The sequence below is a fragment of the Pseudomonas sp. R4-84 genome (assembly GCF_054130985.1).
Genome location: NZ_CP096390.1, coordinates 5,547,542 through 5,567,063 on the forward strand (window position 1 = coordinate 5,547,542; position 19,522 = coordinate 5,567,063).

Annotated in this window: 16 protein-coding genes; 7 read left to right on the forward strand and 9 right to left on the reverse strand. The window is 59.8% G+C overall.

Features of this window, described 5'->3' with window-relative positions:
- Positions 1 to 51: 51 nt before the first annotated feature.
- From M1D68_RS25045 to betC, 3 genes are all read right to left on the reverse strand, one after another.
- Complete coding sequence (locus tag M1D68_RS25045; protein ID WP_434608635.1) at positions 52 to 1,620, reverse strand: SulP family inorganic anion transporter; 1,569 nt, start codon at positions 1,618 to 1,620, stop codon at positions 52 to 54.
- A gap of 212 nt (positions 1,621 to 1,832) precedes the next feature.
- Positions 1,833 to 2,753, reverse strand: coding sequence for a choline ABC transporter substrate-binding protein (choX, locus tag M1D68_RS25050; protein ID WP_457968795.1), 921 nt, complete (start codon positions 2,751 to 2,753; stop codon positions 1,833 to 1,835).
- Between the two features lie 23 nt (positions 2,754 to 2,776).
- A complete protein-coding gene (gene betC, locus M1D68_RS25055) occupies positions 2,777 to 4,285 on the reverse strand; it encodes a choline-sulfatase (RefSeq protein WP_457968797.1) in 1,509 nt (502 codons plus the stop codon).
- A 114-nt stretch (positions 4,286 to 4,399) separates the two neighbouring features.
- On the opposite strand from betC, the gene M1D68_RS25060 reads away from it, so the two are divergent.
- A complete protein-coding gene (locus M1D68_RS25060; RefSeq protein WP_420766005.1) occupies positions 4,400 to 5,350 on the forward strand; it encodes a choline sulfate utilization transcriptional regulator in 951 nt (316 codons plus the stop codon).
- Positions 5,351 to 5,355: 5 nt separating this feature from the next.
- On the opposite strand, the gene M1D68_RS25065 is transcribed toward M1D68_RS25060, so the two are convergent.
- Positions 5,356 to 6,015, reverse strand: a complete 660-nt coding sequence (locus M1D68_RS25065) for an NAD(P)-dependent oxidoreductase (protein ID WP_420766006.1) — start codon at positions 6,013 to 6,015, stop codon at positions 5,356 to 5,358.
- Between the two features lie 563 nt (positions 6,016 to 6,578).
- On the opposite strand from M1D68_RS25065, the gene M1D68_RS25070 reads away from it, so the two are divergent.
- The 5 genes from M1D68_RS25070 to M1D68_RS25090 all read left to right on the forward strand — a co-directional run bounded on the left by M1D68_RS25070 (position 6,579) and on the right by M1D68_RS25090 (position 13,251).
- The gene (locus tag M1D68_RS25070) at positions 6,579 to 7,886 is read left to right on the forward strand and encodes a CitMHS family transporter (protein ID WP_039593443.1); all 1,308 of its coding nucleotides are present in this window, start codon (positions 6,579 to 6,581) and stop codon (positions 7,884 to 7,886) included.
- Positions 7,887 to 7,963: 77 nt separating this feature from the next.
- A complete protein-coding gene (locus tag M1D68_RS25075; protein ID WP_420766007.1) occupies positions 7,964 to 8,731 on the forward strand; it encodes a TerC family protein in 768 nt (255 codons plus the stop codon).
- Positions 8,732 to 9,067: 336 nt separating this feature from the next.
- On the forward strand, positions 9,068 to 10,726 hold the full coding sequence (locus tag M1D68_RS25080) for a Na/Pi cotransporter family protein (RefSeq protein ID WP_420766008.1): 1,659 nt from the start codon (positions 9,068 to 9,070) through the stop codon (positions 10,724 to 10,726).
- Positions 10,727 to 10,798: 72 nt separating this feature from the next.
- Entirely contained in the window at positions 10,799 to 12,187 is a 1,389-nt protein-coding gene (locus tag M1D68_RS25085) for a M16 family metallopeptidase (protein ID WP_457968800.1), read from the forward strand.
- 56 nt (positions 12,188 to 12,243) lie between these two features.
- Positions 12,244 to 13,251, forward strand: coding sequence for a DUF5924 family protein (locus tag M1D68_RS25090; protein WP_420766010.1), 1,008 nt, complete (start codon positions 12,244 to 12,246; stop codon positions 13,249 to 13,251).
- Positions 13,252 to 13,294: 43 nt separating this feature from the next.
- Here the strand turns inward: M1D68_RS25090 and M1D68_RS25095 are convergent, their stop codons facing one another.
- From M1D68_RS25095 to M1D68_RS25115, 5 genes are all read right to left on the reverse strand, one after another.
- On the reverse strand, positions 13,295 to 14,524 hold the full coding sequence (locus M1D68_RS25095) for a nucleoside recognition domain-containing protein (protein ID WP_420766011.1): 1,230 nt from the start codon (positions 14,522 to 14,524) through the stop codon (positions 13,295 to 13,297).
- A 190-nt stretch (positions 14,525 to 14,714) separates the two neighbouring features.
- Entirely contained in the window at positions 14,715 to 16,046 is a 1,332-nt protein-coding gene (gene gltP, locus M1D68_RS25100; protein WP_420766012.1) for a glutamate/aspartate:proton symporter GltP, read from the reverse strand.
- A 692-nt stretch (positions 16,047 to 16,738) separates the two neighbouring features.
- Complete coding sequence (locus tag M1D68_RS25105; protein WP_434608645.1) at positions 16,739 to 17,203, reverse strand: inhibitor of vertebrate lysozyme family protein; 465 nt, start codon at positions 17,201 to 17,203, stop codon at positions 16,739 to 16,741.
- A gap of 1 nt (position 17,204) precedes the next feature.
- Entirely contained in the window at positions 17,205 to 17,369 is a 165-nt protein-coding gene (locus M1D68_RS25110) for a DUF1328 domain-containing protein (protein ID WP_003177151.1), read from the reverse strand.
- 78 nt (positions 17,370 to 17,447) lie between these two features.
- Entirely contained in the window at positions 17,448 to 17,735 is a 288-nt protein-coding gene (locus M1D68_RS25115) for a hypothetical protein (protein WP_420766014.1), read from the reverse strand.
- Positions 17,736 to 18,172: 437 nt separating this feature from the next.
- Here M1D68_RS25115 and algB point away from each other — a divergent pair, with 437 nt between their 5' ends.
- Positions 18,173 to 19,519, forward strand: a complete 1,347-nt coding sequence (gene algB, locus M1D68_RS25120; RefSeq protein ID WP_420766015.1) for a sigma-54-dependent response regulator transcription factor AlgB — start codon at positions 18,173 to 18,175, stop codon at positions 19,517 to 19,519.
- The last annotated feature ends 3 nt before the right edge of the window (positions 19,520 to 19,522 follow it).

Below are 19,522 nucleotides of genomic sequence, written 5' to 3' on the forward strand. Positions count from 1 at the left end.
CAGCCCAGCGGGAGCAAGCTCCCTCGCCACTGAGTATGTCTGCCTTGTGTCCTATTCTTCGAAGTGAATCGGGCACGCCTGCGCTCCTTCCAGTTTCAGCAGTTCCTCCACCACCTGCGGCCTTGCCCCACGCAAGGTCAGGCTACGCCCCTGGCCACGTAACCGCCGGGCTTCCTGATGGAGCATTTCCACGCCCGAATAATCGATGAAGTTGATCTGCTGGGCGTCGATCACCACCCGTTGCGCCTGCATACGCTGCAAACGCACCTGCAAATAATGACTGGCGCCGAAAAAGATCGAGCCGCCCACCCGCAAGATGTCCGCCTCGCCTTCGCGGCTATGGTGCACACGTGGCTGGGAGGTGCGCTTGAGGTAGAAAAACAGCGAGGCGAGCACGCCGGCGTAGATAGCGGTTTGCAATTCCAACAACAGCGTGGCCAGGCAGGTCAGGCCCATGACCAGGAATTCGGAGCGACTCACCCGGTACAACGCCCGGATGCCGCGATGGTCCACCAGGCCCCAGGCGATCAGCAGGATGCTGCCGGCCATGGCGGGAATCGGAATGTGCGCGATCAATTTCGCGCCGGCAACGGCAAACAGCGCTACCCACAATGCCGAAAACATCCCGGCCAGGGGCGAACAGGCGCCAGCCTCGTAGCTGAGGCCCGAGCGAGTGAAGGAACCGGCTGACAACGATCCTGCGAAAAATCCTCCAACAATATTGGAAAGACCCTGCGCCCTCACCTCCTGATTCGCATCGAGCAACTGCCCGGAGCGGACCGACAGCGACCGGGCAATGGACAGACTGGTCACCAGCCCGAGCATGCCCACCGCCACGGCACCGGGCAGCAGGCGCAAGATCAATTCCAGGTCCAGCGGCAGCGGTGTGAACGGCGGCAGGCGCCCGACAAAGGCGCTAACCAACGCCACATGCCCGAACATCGCCGGCCACACCCAGACCACCAGGCTGCTGATGACCAAAGTTATCAACAGGCTTGGCCAGCGTGGCAGCAAGCGCTTGAGCACAATGCCCAGCGCCAGGGTGCCCAGTCCCAACAACAGCGAAGGCTTATCCACAGCTGCGATGTGGTTGAACAACATAAGCAAGCTTTTCAACGCCGTGGCTTCGTTCGGCAGGTCCAGGCCCAGCAGGTTCGGCAGCTGCCCCAAGGCAATGACCACCGCTGCGCCCAAGGTGAAACCCAGCACCACCGAATGCGAGACAAAATTGACCAGCGCCCCGAACCGCAACAACCCGAGCAGCCATTGGAAAATACCCGCCAAGACCGTCAGCAAGAGGATCAGCGTGATGTAGTCCTGGGTTGCCGGAACGGCCAGGGGACTGACCGTGGCGTACAGGACAATGGAGATCGCCGCCGTAGGACCGCAGATCAAATGCCACGACGAACCCCACAGGCAGGCGATCAGCACCGGCACGATCGCCGCGTACAGTCCGTACTCGGGCGGCAATCCGGCAATCAGGGCGTAGGCAATGGACTGCGGCAGCGCGAGAATCGCACCGCTGAGGCCGACAACCAGGTCACGGCCGACACTGGCGCGCGTTTGCCGGGGTAGCCAGCTCAGGAATGGAAACAGCGAATGGCGCGTGGGGATTGCCATGGGGCCTCAAGGGTGCAGTTTGCGAACGAGGGTATCAGGACAAGGCACCCTTTCTCCTGTGGCGAGGGGATTTATCCCCGCTGGGTTGCGAAGCGACCCCGGACAGTTAAACACCGTTGTCCTGACACACCGAGGCTAAACAGTGGGGTCGCTTCGCAACCCAACGGGGATAAATCCCCTCGCCACAAGAGCCGCTCGCCACACCATTATGCCTAGAGCTTGGCCTTCACCGCCGCCAGCGCGTCCTTACCGTCAACGGTCTTCACGCCATCCAGCCATTTATCCAGCACCGCCGGATTAGCCTTGATCCAGGCCTTGGCCGCGTCGGCGTTGCTGACTTTCTTGGTCACCACCTCAGCCATGATGCTGTTTTCCATTTCCTGGGTGAAGCTCAGATTGGTCAGCAGTTTGCCAACGTTCGGGCAGGCCTGTGCATAACCTTTGCGCGTCAAGGTGTACACGCTGCCGGTATCGCCGAAATATTTCTCGCCGCCCTTGAGGTAGTGCATCTTCAGTTGCACGTTCATCGGGTGCGGGGTCCAGCCGAGGAAGGTCACGAACTTCTGTTTTTTCACCGCCCGGGAGACTTCCGCCAACATGGCCTGTTCGCTGGACTCCACCAGCTTCCATTCGCCCATGCCGAAATCGTTGGTCTTGATGATTTCTTTCAGGGAAAGGTTGGCCGGGGCACCGGACCCGATGCCGTAGATCTTCTTGTCGAACTTGTCCGCAAATTTGTTCAGGTCGGCAAAGTTATGCACGCCTGCGTCCCAGACATAATCGGGCACCGCCAGGGTGAATTCGGTGCCATCAAGGTTCTTGGCCAGTTGCGTAACATCACCGTTGGCGACGAATTTGTCATAGAAGCCCTGCTGCGCCGGCATCCAGTTACCCAGGAACACATCGACCTGACCATCTTTCAGGCCGCCAAACGTAATCGGCACGGCAAGCGTATCGACCTTGGGCTTGTAACCCATGCCTTCCAGCAGGAAACCGGTGATGGCGTTGGTCGCAGCGATGTCGCTCCAGCCCGGGTCAGCCATTTTGACCGTCTCGCAGCTTTGCTCGGCCCACGCCGAAACACTGCTCAACGCCATCAGCCCGGCGGCCAGTACTGTGGATAACTTTTGCATGTGCTTCCCCTTACGTTATTGGTTTATTGGCAGGGTTGTGGATAACGGGCCTTGCGCTCCAGATCGTCCAGATCGATGTGGTTGCGCATGTACTGCTGGCTGGCGTCCACCAGCGGCTGGTGATCCCAGCTCTTGAGTTTGCCCAGGGTCAGCGCATGGGCGACGAAACGTCGACGTCGCTGGCTGGCGAGTACCTGTTGATGAATCGTCGGAATGTCCCATTTGGCCCGCGCTTCGGCGAGAAAATCAGCAAACAGCGACTGATGTTCGGGCGATTGGCTGAGGTCTTGCTGCTCCTTGGGATCGTTGCGTAGATCGAACAGCAGGCATGGATCATCCTCGCTGTAGATGAATTTCCACGGGCCGCGACGGATCATCATCAACGGACTGATGGTGCCTTCAGCCATGTATTCGCCGAAGACCTCATCATGTCCGCCCTGCCCTTGCAGATGCGGCACCAGCGAACGGCCGTCCAGTGGCAGACCTGGCTCCAGCGTACCGCCGGCCAGTTCAACCAGGGTCGGCAGCAGGTCGGCGGTGGACACAGCCGCACCGACACGGCGATTGGCGAACTGCCCCGGGGCACTGATCAACAACGGTACCCGAGCGGCCATTTCGAACCAGTGCATTTTGTACCAAAGACCCTTTTCGCCGAGCATATCCCCATGATCGCCGGAGAAGACGACGATGGTGTCGTCGATCAGCCCGGTGTCCTCCAGGGTTTGCAGCAACTTGCCGACATTGCTGTCGATGTAGCTGCACGCCCCGAAATACGCTCGACGAGCATCGCGGATCTTATCCACAGGCAGCGGCTTATCCCAAAGATCATAGACCTTGAGCAGGCGCTGGGAATGCGGATCGAGTTCAGCCTGCGCCGGGGTTTGCGGCAGTGGGATCTCGTTGTCGTTATACAAATCCCAAAATGCCTTGGGAATCGTGTACGGATCGTGTGGGTGTGTCATCGATACCGTTAGGCAAAACGGCTGGTCGCCGTCCTCGCGGATGTGGTCGAACAAGTATTGCTGGGCCTTGAACACCACCTCTTCATCGAAGTCCAGCTGATTGGTCCGCACGCACGGGCCGGCCTGCAACACCGATGACATGTTGTGATACCAGCTCGGCCGCACATCCGGCTCATCCCAATTCACGGCCCAGCCGTAGTCGGCAGGATAGATGTCACTGGTCAGACGTTCTTCGTAGCCGTGCAGCTGGTCCGGTCCGCAAAAATGCATCTTGCCAGACAACGCCGTGCGGTAGCCGAGGCGGCGAAGGTAGTGGGCATACGTCGGAACGTCCCCTGGAAAATCCGCCGCGTTGTCGTAGGCGCCAATCTTGCTTGGCAACTGGCCGCTCACCAGGGTAAAGCGTGACGGCGCGCACAACGGACTGTTGCAATACGCGGCATCGAACACCACGCCCTGGTCGGCCAGGCGGGACAGGTTCGGCAACTTGATGGGCGACGGACCATAGATCGGCAACATTGGCGCGGCCATTTGATCGGCCATGATGAAAAGAATGTTCTTGCGCTTCATGTATTCGCGGCATTCCATAGTAGGCAGTTATGCGATAGTGCTGCGATTGAGCATGTAGCCCCTGAGTTTTGGGGTAAAGCCCATGCGAGACAATGACTAGGATAAGCACAGCTTATGTATGAAGCCTTGGGTGATCTCTCCCTGGACCTGTTCCGTGTCTTCGAATCAGCGGCTCGCCAGCAAAGCTTCACCGCGGCCGCGATCGAGCTGGGCACCACGCAGCCGGCCATCAGCCAGCAGATCAAACGGTTGGAAGAACAGCTGGGCACGCGGCTGTTTGACCGCATCTATCGAGGCATCGAGCTGACTGAAGCCGGCACGCTGCTGTTCGAGCAAGTCCAGGCCGGTTTGCAAAGCATCGATGCGGGTCTGAATGCGATCACCGCCCAGCACCAGCACGAAGTGCTGCAAGTGGCGACGGACTTTGCCTTTGCCGCTTATTGGCTGATGCCTCGGCTGCATCGGTTTCACGCCGCCAATCCCCAGGTGGATGTGAGCCTGGTGACCAGCGAGCGCAACCACAACATGCTCCGTACCGATATTGACGTTGCAGTGTTGTTCGGCGATGGTCGCTTCAAACAAGGCGAAAGTCGCTGGCTGTTCAGCGAAGAAGTTTTCCCCGTGTGCAGTCCGCTGCTGCTCGGAGAACGTCCCCTGCCCTTGCCCGCCCAGGCCTTGGCGGAATTCCCGTTGCTGCACCTGCGCGCGGGCAACAGCAGCAACTGGTTCGACTGGAGTGGTGTGTTTCGCGAATTAGGCATCAACTCGCCGCCAGCGCCCGGGCAGTTGCGCTTCGACAATTACACGCTGCTCATCCAGGCGGCGATCGGCGGCCAGGGCGTCGCCATCGGCTGGCGACACCTTGTGGATAACTTGCTGGCCCAAGGATTGTTGTGTCGTCCGATCGCCCAAACGGTGCTGTCCCGGCTGGGTTATTACGTGGTCTTGCCCCAGCGCAAGCGCCGCGGTGTTCTTATCAAGTTGTTCGTGGATTGGTTGATGGAAGAACAGGCCAACAGCGCCGAGTCGCTCACTGGCTTGCCGCTGCCTTCCATCGCCGTTTGATACGCCTACACGGCCGTGACAAAACTGACGTGCTCGCCCACATGCAGGTTCAAGCGCAGCTCATCGGCGATGCCGACGGCCACGCGGTTGAGCCGCTCCAGGGTTTCGGCCAGGCCCGGCTCGAGGCTGGTACTGACCTGGCTGAAGTGTTCGATGCCCAAGCCTGGCGCGGCATAGGGCGCGTTGATCAGGGTCCACTGCAGCGTGCTGTTCTTCAGAGCATCAAGCACTTCTTCGGCGGCATGGCGCTGCAAGTCGTCGTCGGCTTGTTCTTCGTCGAGCACCGCGAAGTCACCCACCAAAAACAACCGTGAAATGTTCACCGCTTGCATGCCGGCAATCAACGCATCCACCGCCAAGACTTGCTCCACCGGGCCGGGAATCAATGTGCGCTCCACCTGCTCGCTGTTCATCGGCAATCCCGGTGCGTTCAACAGGCACACGACGGCGCTGACACCGGCGACGCTTTGCTTGACCCGCTCCGGGTCGAACAGATCGCCGGTCTTGGCCCGCAGACCCGGGCGTGGGGCCAGGGCGGTAAGGTCATCCAGAACGGCGATTACTTCATGCTGTCGTCGCAGCAGTTCAGCCATCAACGCACTGCCGAGGCTGCTCATGGCACCATAAAGCACCACTTTAATAACCGGGGTTTCCGCGTTTTTCATGGCTGGCGTTCCTTTTTTCCCGCGTGTAAAGGCTCTGACCCGCGGAAAACCAAGAGGGTTCGCCTCTTTATCAAGGATTGACCGATGCAACGGATCAAGGGCTACCACGCCCACGTGTATTTGAATCTTTCAGCCTTCAAAGTGAAACGCTGATTGCTTTTGTGGCGAGCGGATTTATCCCCGCTGGGCGCGGAGCGGCCCTGAAACCTGTCATTGCGAAATTTCAAAAGAATGCGGTCTGCTCTTTTGGGCCTGCTTCGCAGTCCAACGGGAATAAATCCCCCGCCACAAAGTAACTTCATGCGTTGGTCATACGGTCGGCCTGCGAAAGGCTGCTGAAAGCTTGCGCGATTAGGATCGCCTCACCTACCGGCAACAGACCGGTGGCCTACAACGAGCTTGCTGATGCTCGTGCGGCCTTTTTAACAACAACAATGGTGATTCTGATGTCCGCTGCTACCCATCCCGTTGCGCCCACTCCATCCGTCCGCCCCGTGCTTTGCATCCTGCGCTGACCTGACCGGTTCGCCTTTGCCCGCCGCGCCACGCCTGGAGTATTTCCCATGCTGACTTTCCTTGGCTTTGCCATGGTCATCACGTTCATGTTCCTGATCATGACCAAGCGCCTTTCCGCGCTGATCGCCTTGATCATCATCCCGATCCTGTTCGCCCTGTTCGGCGGTTTTGCACCGAAGATCGGCCCGATGATGCTCGAAGGCATCACCAAGCTCGCCCCTACCGGGGTGATGCTGATGTTTGCGATTCTCTATTTCGCCCTGATGATCGACTCCGGCCTGTTCGACCCGGCCGTGCGCAAGATCCTCAAGCTGGTCAAGGGCGACCCGTTGAAAGTTTCGGTCGGTACCGCCGTTCTGGCGCTCGTCGTTTCCCTTGATGGTGACGGCGCGACCACTTACATGATCTGCGTGGCCGCGATGCTGCCGCTCTACAGCCGCATCGGCATGAGTCCAAGGATCATGGCTGGCCTGATCATCCTCGCCGGCGGCGTGATGAACATGACCCCCTGGGGCGGCCCGACCGCCCGGGCGGCCAGTGCGCTGCATGTGGATCCGTCCGACATCTTCGTGCCGATGATTCCCGCCATGTTGGCCGGCGTCGTGGCGATCCTGGCGATTGCCTACATGTACGGCAAACGCGAGCGTGCGCGCCTGGGTGAATTGCACCTGGCGGGCGACGAAATGGACCACAGCGAAATCAGCGTTTCCCAGTTCCCGGACGCCCGCCGTCCGAAGCTGATCTGGTTCAACGGCGCGCTGACCCTGGTCTTGATGTGCACCCTGATCGCCGGCCTGTTGCCGCTGCCCGTGCTGTTCATGGTGGCGTTCAGTATTGCGATGATCGTCAACTATCCGTGCCTGCAGCAGCAGAAGGACCGCGTCGCGGCCCACGCCGGCAGCGTCCTGGCGGTGGTCGGGCTGATTTTCGCGGCGGGGATCTTCACCGGCATCCTGTCCGGCACCGGCATGGTCGACGCCATGTCCAAGAGCCTGCTGGCGGTCATCCCGGACTTCCTCGGCCCGTACCTGGCGGTCATCACCGCGCTGGTGAGCATGCCGTTCACTTTCTTCATGTCGAACGATGCATTTTATTACGGCGTGTTACCAGTTCTGGCGGAAGCGGCCAGCCATTACGGCATCACTGGCGTCGAGATGGCCCGTGCCTCCATCGTTGGCCAGCCCGTCCACCTGCTGAGCCCGCTGGTTCCGTCGACTTACCTGCTGGTAGCCTTGGCCGGTATCGAATTCGGCGATCACCAGCGCTTCACCTTGAAGTGGGCAGTACTGGTTTGCCTGTGCATAATGTTCGCCGCCTTGCTGATGGGGATTTTTCCGCTGTTCAGCACTCTATAAAAGCAATGCCCGCTGCGTCGCCCCTATCGGTCAACCGAAGGCGCGGCGCGGCCTAACACTCGCTCAAAGGAACTCACATGGAATGGCTGACCAACCCGGAAATATGGGTTGCCTTCTTTACCCTGACCGCCCTGGAAATTGTCCTGGGCATCGATAACATCATCATGATCTCGATCCTGGTCAGCCGCATGCCCAAGCACATGCAGGCGCGCACCCGGATTTTCGGATTGGCGCTGGCGATGATCACGCGGATCCTGTTGCTGCTGTCGATCACCTGGGTCATGCGCCTGACCGCCGATCTGTTCGAAGTGTTCGGCCAGGGCATCTCCGGTCGTGACCTGATCCTGTTCTTCGGTGGCTTGTTCCTGCTGTGGAAAAGCTCCCAAGAGATGTACCACGCGCTGGAAGGCGAGGAAGAAAGCAGCGATGAGCCGTCGGTCAAGGGTGGCAACTTCATCTACACCATCATCCAGATCGCAATCATCGACATCGTGTTCTCCCTGGACTCGGTCATCACCGCCGTGGGCATGGTTTCCCATGTACCGGTCATGGTGGCGGCAATCATCGTTGCCGTCCTGGTGATGATGCTGGCTTCGGGCACCATCAGCACGTTCATCGACAAGCACCCGTCGCTGAAGATGCTGGCGCTGTCGTTCCTGCTGGTGGTCGGTACCGTGCTGATCGCCGAATCGTTCGACGTGCACGTGCCCAAGGGCTACGTTTACTTCGCCATGGCGTTCTCGCTGGCGGTGGAAGCGATCAACATCAAGATGCGCACAGCGATTGCTCGCAAGCGCAAGCAACAGGATCCGGTGAAACTGCGCAAGGATGTCCCGGGTCAGTAAAGATGTAGGGCAGTGAAACGAAGGGGCTCTTGTGAGCCCCTTTTTCATGCCTGCAAAAAACGCTCGAATGCAAAACCTGTGGGAGCGAGCTTGCTCGCGAAAGCGATCGCCTGAAACAAAGATGTTGGATGTGCTGCCGCCGTCGCGAGCAGGCTCGCTCCTACAGGGGGCGGGGTGTTTTCGAGGAAACTGTTTTATGACAGTTTTGTTTCAAACCCATCTTCAGCTGTGCAATGCTGGCGCCCAGACCATTCGGCAACTACAGCTTAAGTACAAGAAGTAAAACGATGTGGCACCGTCAATTTGTCCATCTGGGACGCTAACAGGGGGCTCCTCATGCTGACCCTGCTGAATCTACTTTCCGCCGTGGCCTTGCTGATCTGGGGCACGCATATCGTCCGGACCGGCATCTTGCGGGTCTACGGCTCGAACCTGCGCCATGTCATTGGCCAGAACATGTCCAGGCGCTGGCTGGCGTTCATCGCCGGCATCATGGTCACGGCCATGGTCCAGAGCAGCAATGCCACGGCGATGCTCGTCACTTCCTTCGTCGGCCAGGGCCTGATGGCATTGACCCCTGCCCTGGCGACCATGCTCGGTGCGGACGTCGGCACCGCATTGATGGCCCGGGTGCTGACCCTGGACCTGTCGTGGCTGTCGCCGCTGCTGATCTTCCTCGGAGTGATTTTTTTCCTGTCGCGCAAACAGACCCGCGTCGGCCAGATGGGCCGGGTCTCCATCGGCCTGGGCCTGATCATCCTGGCCCTGCAATTGATTGTCGAAGCCGCCGCGCCGATCACCCAGGCCCAAGGCGTGAAGGTGATTTTCGCCTCGTTGACCGGCGACATCCTGCTCGATGCCTTGGTGGGTGCGCTGTTCGCAATGATTTCCTATTCCAGCCTGGCGGCGGTTTTGCTGACCGCGACCCTCGCCGGCGCTGCGGTGATCAGCTTGCCAGTCGCCATCGGCCTGGTGATCGGTGCCAATATCGGCAGCGGCGTGCTGGCGTTCCTCAGCACCAGCATGCAGAACGCCGCCGGACGCCAGGTGGCGCTGGGCAGCCTGTTGTACAAGCTGATCGGCCTGCTGCTGATCATTCCGGTACTCGACCCGCTGGTGGGCTGGCTGGACGGCCTGGATTTCAGCCCCCAGGAAACCGTCATTGGCTTTCATTTGCTCTATAACACCGTGCGTTGCCTGGTGCTGTTGCCCAGCGTCGGACCGATGGCCAGGCTCTGTGCCTGGCTGCTGCCGGAACGACCGCAAGCCAATGGCAAAGCCACGTCACGGCACCTGGACCCCGCCGCCCTCGCCACACCAAGCCTGGCGCTGGCGAACGCTGCGCGGGAAACCCTGCGCATTGGTGATCTGATCGAAAACATGCTCGAGGCCATGCTCGGCGTCCTGCGAGGCGAGCAAACGGCGATCACTCAACAACTGCGCAGCATGAGCGATGACGTCGAAGCGCTGTGCAGCGCCATCAAGCTCTACATGGCGCAAATGCCTCGTGAAGATCTCAGTGAACAGGACAGTCGCCGCTGGGCGGAAATCATCGAGCTGGCGATCAACCTCAAACTGGCCAGTGACCTCATCGAACGCATGTTGCGCAAGGTCCAGCAGCAGAAGACCTCCCAACGCCGCTCGTTCTCTGACGTGGGCCTGGAAGAATTGGCGGGACTGCACAGCCATCTGATCGCTAACCTGCGCCTGGGATTGTCGGTCTTCCTCAGTGCCGATCGGGAAAGTGCTCGCCAATTGCTGCGCGAGAAACGGCGCTTTCGCGCGCAGGAACGACGGATGGCCCACGCCCATGTCAGCCGCTTGCAGCGCAAAGTCGTGCAAAGCCTTGAGACGAGTTCCCTTCACTTGGAACTGATCGCCGACATGCGGCGCTTGAATTCGTTGTTCTGCGGCAGCGCCTATGTGGTGCTGGAAACATCCGAGATCGGCGCCCTGTCCGCCGATGAAATGTCCGACATCACCCATTCGCCTTGAACGACTGGCGTCTCGGCCAGTCAACAAGTGTGTCCCCGGACCATGGATTTACAAGCCGCCAGGAAGCCCGCCATGCGTTGTCTGCTACTCGTCCTGCTTTTGTTCGGTTCCCTACCCGTCGTTGCCCAGGATCGCTTCCAGGTCGAGGGATATACGTTGCCCAACGGCATGCAGTTGTTGCTCAAGCCCGGCACGGAACGTGGACACGTGGCGATTCGGTTGGTGGTGGGCGTGGGCCTCGATGATTTCAGCTGCGCCGACAAGGAACTGCCACACCTGCTCGAACATGTGCTGTTCAGCGGCGTCGACGATACCGGCGAGGGCGGCCTGGAAGAGCGCATGCAGGCGCTGGGTGGCGAATGGAACGCCTTCACCAGCAACGCCGACACGACGTTTGTCATCGAGGCGCCAGCGCGCAATCAACGCAAAGTCCTGGACTTGTTGCTGGCATTGCTGACCCGTACCCGAATTGACGCAAAGAATCTGGAAGCGGCCAAACGGGTGGTAGAGCGCGAGGATGGCGGCCATTACACCCATCTGCAACGCTGGCTCGACCGCCAGGACCTGGGCCACAAAGCCAGCAACCAACTGGCCGTGGAACTGGGCTTGCGTTGTGCGGAACGGGCCGAGGTCGAACGCTTTACCGTCGCCCAACTGGAACAGGTGCGCAAGGCTTGGTACGCGCCCAATAACATGACGTTGATCGTCGTAGGTGACCTCGATCGACTGCTGCCGGCCTATCTGGAACGCGCCTACGGCGAGCTGGAACCGGTCGAACCCAGCGTCCATGAACCGCTGGCGCAGATCCGCTACAGCGCGGTGACCAAGCGCAACCTGATTCGTGGGCTGGTAGGCGACAGCGCCAAGCTTCACTGGCTATTCCCGGAGCCGGTGCTGGAGCAACAACATGATGAAACCTTCGACCTGCTCAAGGATTACCTGGATTGTGCGCTCTACCGGCAACTGCGCCTGGCTGACGGCCTGTCCTATGGCCCGTGGGTGGAGCGGGACGTCTTCGGCGGCGTCGGTTTCCTGAGCCTCAACGCCGACCTGGCCCGCGAGGACCTGCCCCAGGCCGAACACGCGCTCGAGACGCTGCGCAACACGTTGTTGAGGGACGGCCTGGACCCCGAGAGTTTCGTGCGGATAAAGCGTGCCGCCATTGCCCATCAGTCCTGGGCCGTCCAAGGCAACAGCGCACTGGCCGACTATTACTGGAGCGCCCTGGGCGACTACGAAGACGGCCGTTTCGCCAACCCAGCCGAGCGCCTGCAGGCAGTCAGCCTGGAACAGGCCAACCTGGCTCTGCGTGAGCTGCTCAAGGACCCAGGCTATTTGCGCATCGAGAAGCCGCTGCTCAGCGATGACGAACTTGTCTGGACACTCGGCGGGTTGGTGGCGGTTCTGCTGGGGCTGGTGGCCTGGCTGATACGGCGCAGGCATCGACGGGACCCGGAATGAATTCACAGTGGTACCCTGTCAGGGATTTTTCCTACGACTTAGCGTGAACCTGCCGAATGCCGAACCTGACTCATTTAATCCAGCGCATTATCGAACTGATGAAGCGCTACCCAGGGGTCATCGCGCTCGGCGGCTTCATTTCCGGGGTCGGCAGTTTCATGCTGGTGGATCGCCAGCAAGGCCTGGCGACCTGGATCGCCATCATGATGCTGGTGAGCTGGCTCTGGCTGATGCTGGAGAACAGCCTGACCCGGTTGTTCACACGGATTTTCAAACGGGAAATTCCCCAGCCGCTGTTGCGTTACGCCACGCAAATGATTCATCAGGAAAGCTTGTTTTTTGTCTTGCCGTTTTTCTTCATCACCACCACCTGGAACAGCAGCCAACTGATCTTCACTGGCCTTCTCGCGGCGGCGGCATTGGTCTCGATCACCGACCCCCTGTATTACAAATGGCTGGCGCCGCGGCGATGGGCTTTCCTGGCGTTGCACACCCTGACGCTGTTCGCGGCGTTGCTGACCGCGCTGCCAGTGATCCTGCACCTGACCACCGACCAGAGCTTCAAGCTGGCACTGGGCATCGCCATGCTGTTGTCATTCCCGAGCCTGGCTTCGATCTTTCCGATCCGTACCGTGCGCAACGCCCTGGCCATCTTGTGCATCACCTTGGGCATTGGCGCCGCCGGTTGGGTGCTGCGCTCCTGGGTACCACCCGCCACGCTCTGGATGACCGAGGTGGCGATCAGCACCCAAGTGGAAGATCGCACGCCTGGCGCCAGCCTCAAGGAAGTCAGCGCCGCCCAGATTCGTAGCAATGGCCTGTACGCCTACACCGCGATCAATGCGCCGCGAGGCCTGGACGAGCGGATCTACCATGTCTGGCAATTCAACGGCAAAGAAGTGGACCGCATCGCTTTGGACATTCACGGAGGGCGCAAGGAAGGCTATCGCGCCTGGACCCACAAGCAGAATTTCCCAGGCGACCCGACAGGCAAATGGCAAGTGCGGGTGCTGACCGAGAATGGCCAGATGATCGGCGTGCTGCGGTTCAAGGTGACGGAATAAAGGGCTCGTCAGGCCCTATCGCGAGCAGGCTCGCTTGCACAGGTCAGCCAAAGAACCAGTAACAAACCCCGATCGCCGCCACCACACCGGCCAGCTCCGCCAGCAGGGCACAACCCACCGCATGGCGCGCTCGCTGGATGCCCACCGCGCCGAAATAGACCGCTAGCACATAGAAGGTGGTTTCGGTGCTGCCCTGGATCGTCGCCGCCACCAGGGCAGGGAAGCTGTCTACCCCAGAGGTCTTCATGGTTTCGATCAGCATCGCCCGGGCGGCGCTGCCGGAAAACGGCTTGACCATGGCAGTGGGCAACGCATCGACGAAACGCGTGTCCCAGCCAGCCCACTGGGCCAGGTGCCGAATACCGTCCAGGCCGAAATCCAGCGCTCCGGAAGCCCGCAGCACACCGACGGCACACAGCATCGCCACCAGGTACGGCAGCAGGTTCTTGGCAACATCGAACCCTTCCTTGGCGCCTTCAACGAAGGTTTCGTACACCTTGACCTTGCGCAGCGCGCCCACCACCAGGAACAGGATGATCAAGCCAAACAAAGTCAGGTTCCCGAGGATCGAGGACAGCCCCGCCAGCGCCGTGGCCGAAAGCGTGGCCAGCAGCGCCATGAAGCCGCCCAGCGCCAGCGCGCCCGGGACCAGGTAGGCGAGGACCACCGGATCCCACAGGCGCAGACGCTGCATGAATGCCACGGACAGCAGCCCCATCAGGGTCGAGGCACTGGTGGCGAGCAGGATCGGCAAGAACACCAGGGTCGGGTCCGGCGCGCCTTGCTGGGCGCGGTACATGAAGATGGTCACCGGCAGCAAGGTCAGCGACGATGCATTGAGCACCAGAAACAGAATCTGCGCATTGCTGGCGATGGTCGGGCTGGGATTCAGATCCTGCAGGGCGCGCATGGCCTTGAGGCCGATGGGCGTGGCGGCATTGTCCAGGCCCAGGCCATTGGCCGCGAAATTGAGGGTGATCAGGCCAATCGCCGGGTGACCGGCTGGGACTTCCGGCATCAAACGAAGAAACAGCGGCCCGAGGGCCTTGGCGAGCCAGTCGACGATGCCGGCTTTTTCAGCGATGCGCAGGAACCCCAGCCAAAGGGTCAGGGTGCCGAACAGCAGGACCATGACTTCCACCGACAGCTTGGCCATGGCAAATATGCTTTCCACCATGGCGGCGAAGATCCCGGCGTTGCCGCCAATCAGCCACTGCGCCAGTGCGGACACGGCTGCCACGATAAAGAAGCCAAGCCACAGGCCATTGAGCATCGGTTAAGTCCCCCGGAAGATGCGGCGAATGATAGCGGGGCTGGCCGAAACGACAAACCCCGGATTTCTCCGGGGTCTGGTTGGCTTGATGTTGCATGTGCCGCCACCATCGCGAGCAGGCTCGCCCCCACAATGATTGAGTGATCTCTGTGGGAGCGAGCCTGCTCGCGATGGGGCCTTAAGGCATGCCTCAGCGGCTGGAAGTTTCCCCTGCCGGCAACGGCTCCTTGCTGCGCCAGTGCGGCAAAGAATTCCAGTAGCGCTGGCCCTTGGCATCGTCGTACATGCCTTCCCAACGGGAAATGACCAACACGGCCAAGGCGTTGCCGATCACGTTCAGCGCCGTACGGGCCATGTCCATGATGCGGTCGACACCGGCGATGAACGCCAGGCCTTCCAGTGGAATGCCAACGCTGCCCAGTGTGGCCAGCAGCACCACGAAGGACACGCCCGGCACACCAGCGATGCCCTTGGAGGTCACCATCAAGGTCAATACCAGCATCAACTGCTGGCCGATGGACAGGTCGATGCCATAGAGCTGGGCGATGAAGATCGCGGCGATGCTCTGGTACAGCGTCGAACCGTCGAGGTTGAACGAGTAGCCGGTAGGCACTACGAAACTGCAGATAGCCTTTGGCGCCCCATACGCTTCCATCTTTTCGATAACCCGCGGCAACACCGTTTCGGAACTGGCGGTGGAGTAGGCCAGCACCAGCTCATCCTTGAAGATGCGCATCAGCTTGATCACCGAGAAGCCGAACACCCGAGCGATCAGGCCCAGCACCACGAAGGCGAAGAAGGCGATGGCGACATAAACCAGGATCACCAGCTTCGCCAGCGGCAACAGGGAAGCGAAACCGAAGTTAGCCACCGTCACGGCGATCAGGGCGAACACACCGATTGGCGCGTACTTCATGATCATGTGGGTGACTTTGAACATGCTCTCCGACACGCCCTGGAACATCTTCACCAGAGGATCGCGCAGGTCCGATTGCAGGCTGGACAAACCAAGGCCGAACAGGACGGAGAAGAAGATGATCGGCAACATTTCGCCGCGAGCGACGGCCGCGAAAATGTTCGACGGGATCAGGTTGAGGATCGTCTGGACAAACGCATGCTCATGCTGGACCTCGGCCGCCGTGGCCTGGTATTTGGAGATATCCACCGTACCCAGGGTGCTCATGTCGATGCCGTTGCCCGGCTGGAAGAAATTCGCCAAGAGCAGGCCGACGACGATGGCGATGGTGGTCACGATCTCGAAATAGACGATGGTCTTGAAGCCGATCCGCCCGAGTTTCTTGGCGTCGCCTACGCCGGCGATGCCAACGATCAGCGAGGAGATCACGATGGGAATCACGATCATCTTGATCAGACGGATAAAGATATCGCCTGCCGGTTGCAGCACGTTGCTGATCCACCAGGCCTTTTCGGCACTGAAATGGTTGAGCAGCGCGCCGATTGCAATCCCGAGCACCAGACCGATGAGGATTTGCCAGGCGAGGCTTAGTTTTGCCTTCTTCATATCATTACCCTTACTTCAGTTTGACTCGGACAGTCGCATCAACGGACCGCCAGACGGCGGTTCGAACCCATGCCGCTGCCCCGTATAAGGTCACCCTGAGCGCCAAAGGCAGCTCACCAGCAGGCGAAAAAAGGCGCAACTATTGCGATGCAAGGGGGGATCGTCTAATGCCGTAAACGCCTACCCTATGCCGAATCGGCATGAGTTTTACAAAACGAAACGTGCGTCCCAAACAGTTCGAGTACGCCATTGGAGCAGGCAAAAGTGCCGTGATGCGGCCATTTCAGCGTAGCCGGGCGTTATTCGGATTGCTTCGAAAGACGATGGATGGAGCGGGTCGAAGCTCCGGTCGGAGACAAGAACCCTGGCACTCATTCTCCGATATACGGTAACGGTTCGAGCTCGTGGGGAACAAACTGGACAATGTGTCGCGGCCGGATGGCAGATATTGGCGCAAGAGCAGCGAGACGCTCTAGCGTGGGGATAAGCTCTACGCAAGTTCGCCAAGCCGTCACGACTTCGCGAACTTGCGTCGCAGCTTTTACCTGACCCGGCCCTTTCGCAGGCACCCCTTGTGCCCGTAGGTCACTCCGACCCTGTATGGTCAGAACGTCCCAGCCCCCTGGTCATGCTTCGGCCCTCCTCGGGCTTCGCAGAGAGAAAAGCAGCGTTGCTCTTCCCGCTTCAAGAAATCAGTACCAGTTAGGATCTTTCTTGAGCTGTTCCATTAACAGTTCTTGCATACCTTCATCGGGATTGCCAAGAAAGCGATAGTCCGCGTGACGGGTCGGCGACTTATCGGCCGGCAGGCCTGCGGGCACCTCCACCAACAGGGCATAAGCTTCGTCTTTATCGAAGCTGAAGGCGACGAACAGGCGTTTGCTCTTGCAAGTGGCCTGAGTCTCGCACAACGGCCCGACCAGATACTTGTCGCCGTCCTCTTCGACCGCGTTCATTTGCTCTGCATCGCCCGTCAGGTTCATCACCCATTCGGGCAGACGTTCTTCCTTCTTGACGACCTGCTGCCAAGTCTCGCGATATTGCGTGTCCGACTGCAGCAATTGGTTGACCCGCATTTGACCGTCGTTGGCAGCCATTGCCATGGCACTGCCGCCCAACAGCAGGGCGGCGGCCAGTCCTTTAAGAGTCACGCTCATGTCAGCCTCGGCCACGACGGCCAAAGAAGAACGATGCGATGAACATCACCAGGAACACGACAAAGAGAATCTTGGCGATGCCCGTGGCGGTGCCTGCGATACCACCGAAGCCCAATACAGCGGCGATGATGGCAATAATCAAGAAGGTAATAGCCCAGCTCAACATGGTGATTCTCCTTACGCTTTTCTATTTAGTAACGAATCTGGCAATGATGGTTCCGGTGCAACGGACGACCGGTTCGAATCAGAACACCCAGCGCTCTTCACGAGGCATTTCCGAGAGAGGCTGCGCCTGGTCAACTTCCATCATCCGCATCGAAGCGGATTCCTGCGCCAGCGTACTGGCGGCACTGAAATGGGTTTGCGGGGCACGGTAGGTGGATACCAGTGGAGCTTCCGGCTTCTGGCTTTCATGCCAGAGCATCAATTGCTGACCCGCCACGAGCGTGACCAGCAACGCGACAAAAGCCCACAGCCCCTGCTGGATATGCAGGCGGGTAATGCGAAATTGGGCGGCAACTTGACGATTCATCCTGAAACTCCTCCCCACCCTAGCGGTGATCTGGTTGAGGCGCCCTCAGCGCCACGTTGACCAGAACATTGCAGCTGGCATGCCAGATTTTTTATGACAATAAAACCCTTTTAAATCAAAGAGTTAGGAAGACAGCAACCATTCGCGGGAGCGCATCCTGCACGATGGGCCTGGCGAGCGTCGTGCGTTATGCACGAATTGAGATAAAGGTCTGCGGCCGATTTCTTTTTTGAATTGCGGGTCGGAAACGGATGTCGGAATGAGCGAGCCGAACCGTTGTCGCCGGCAGCGCTAAAAATTGGCCGAAAATCAGTCTTTTAGACGAAGGAGGTCCACAGATTCCGATTCGGTGGGTAATATTCGATCAGAATGGACCATGCAACTTGCCCGATTTTTCTGACACTAATCATCATCATTCATTAAGGAGCGTAGGAAAGATGGAATCCGCCACCGAGCATCAAGGCCGCATTCTGCTGGTAGACGACGAGTCCGCCATCCTGCGTACCTTCCGTTATTGCCTGGAAGACGAGGGCTATAGCGTCGCTACCGCCAACAGTGCCGCACAGGCCGAAGCCTTGCTGCAACGCCAGGTATTCGACTTGTGCTTCCTGGATCTGCGCCTGGGCGAAGACAACGGTCTCGACGTATTGGGACAGATGCGAATCCAGGCACCCTGGATGCGCGTCGTTATCGTGACAGCTCATTCCGCCGTGGACACGGCCGTCGACGCGATCCAGGCCGGCGCCGCCGATTATCTGGTCAAGCCTTGCAGCCCGGACCAACTGCGGCTGGCGACCGCCAAGCAACTGGAGGTACGCCAACTGTCCGCCAGGCTCGAAGCCCTGGAAGGAGAAATGCGTAAGCCTAAGGACGGCCTGGACTCCCACAGCCCAGCGATGAAGGTTGTACTCGAAACCGCTCGGCAGGTTGCCAGCACGGACGCCAATATCCTGATCCTCGGCGAGTCCGGCACCGGGAAGGGCGAACTGGCGCGGGCGATCCACGGCTGGAGCAAGCGCGCGAAGAAGTCCTGCGTCACCATCAACTGCCCATCGCTGACCACCGAACTGATGGAAAGCGAGTTGTTCGGCCACAGCCGCGGCGCGTTCACGGGTGCCAGCGAAAGCACGCTGGGGCGGGTCAACCAAGCGGACGGCGGCACGCTGTTTCTTGACGAAATTGGCGATTTTCCCCTCGCGTTGCAGCCAAAATTGCTGCGTTTCATCCAAGACAAGGAATACGAGCGGGTTGGCGATCCGGTGACCCGACGTGCCGACGTCCGCATCCTCGCCGCCACCAACCTCAATCTGGAGGACATGGTGCGCGATGGACGGTTTCGCGAGGACCTCTTGTACCGCCTGAACGTCATTACCCTGCACCTGCCACCCCTGCGCGAACGCGCCGAGGACATCCTGACCCTCGCCGATCGCTTCCTGGCGCGCTTCGTCAAAGAATACGCGCGTCCGGCACGGGGCTTTAGCGATGAGGCACGCGAAGCGCTGCTAGGCTACCGCTGGCCGGGCAATATTCGCGAGCTGCGCAACGTGGTCGAGCGCGCCAGCATCATCTGCCCTCAGGAGAAAGTTGAAATCAGTCACTTGGGCATGGCCGAGCAACCGATCAACAACGCTCCGCGTATCGGTGCCGCGCTGAGTCTCGACGAACTGGAGAAGGCGCACATCGGTGCAGTGCTCGCCACTGCCGACACCCTTGACCAGGCCGCCAAGACCCTGGGCATCGACGCGTCCACGCTGTATCGCAAACGCAAGCAATACAACCTGTGAGCA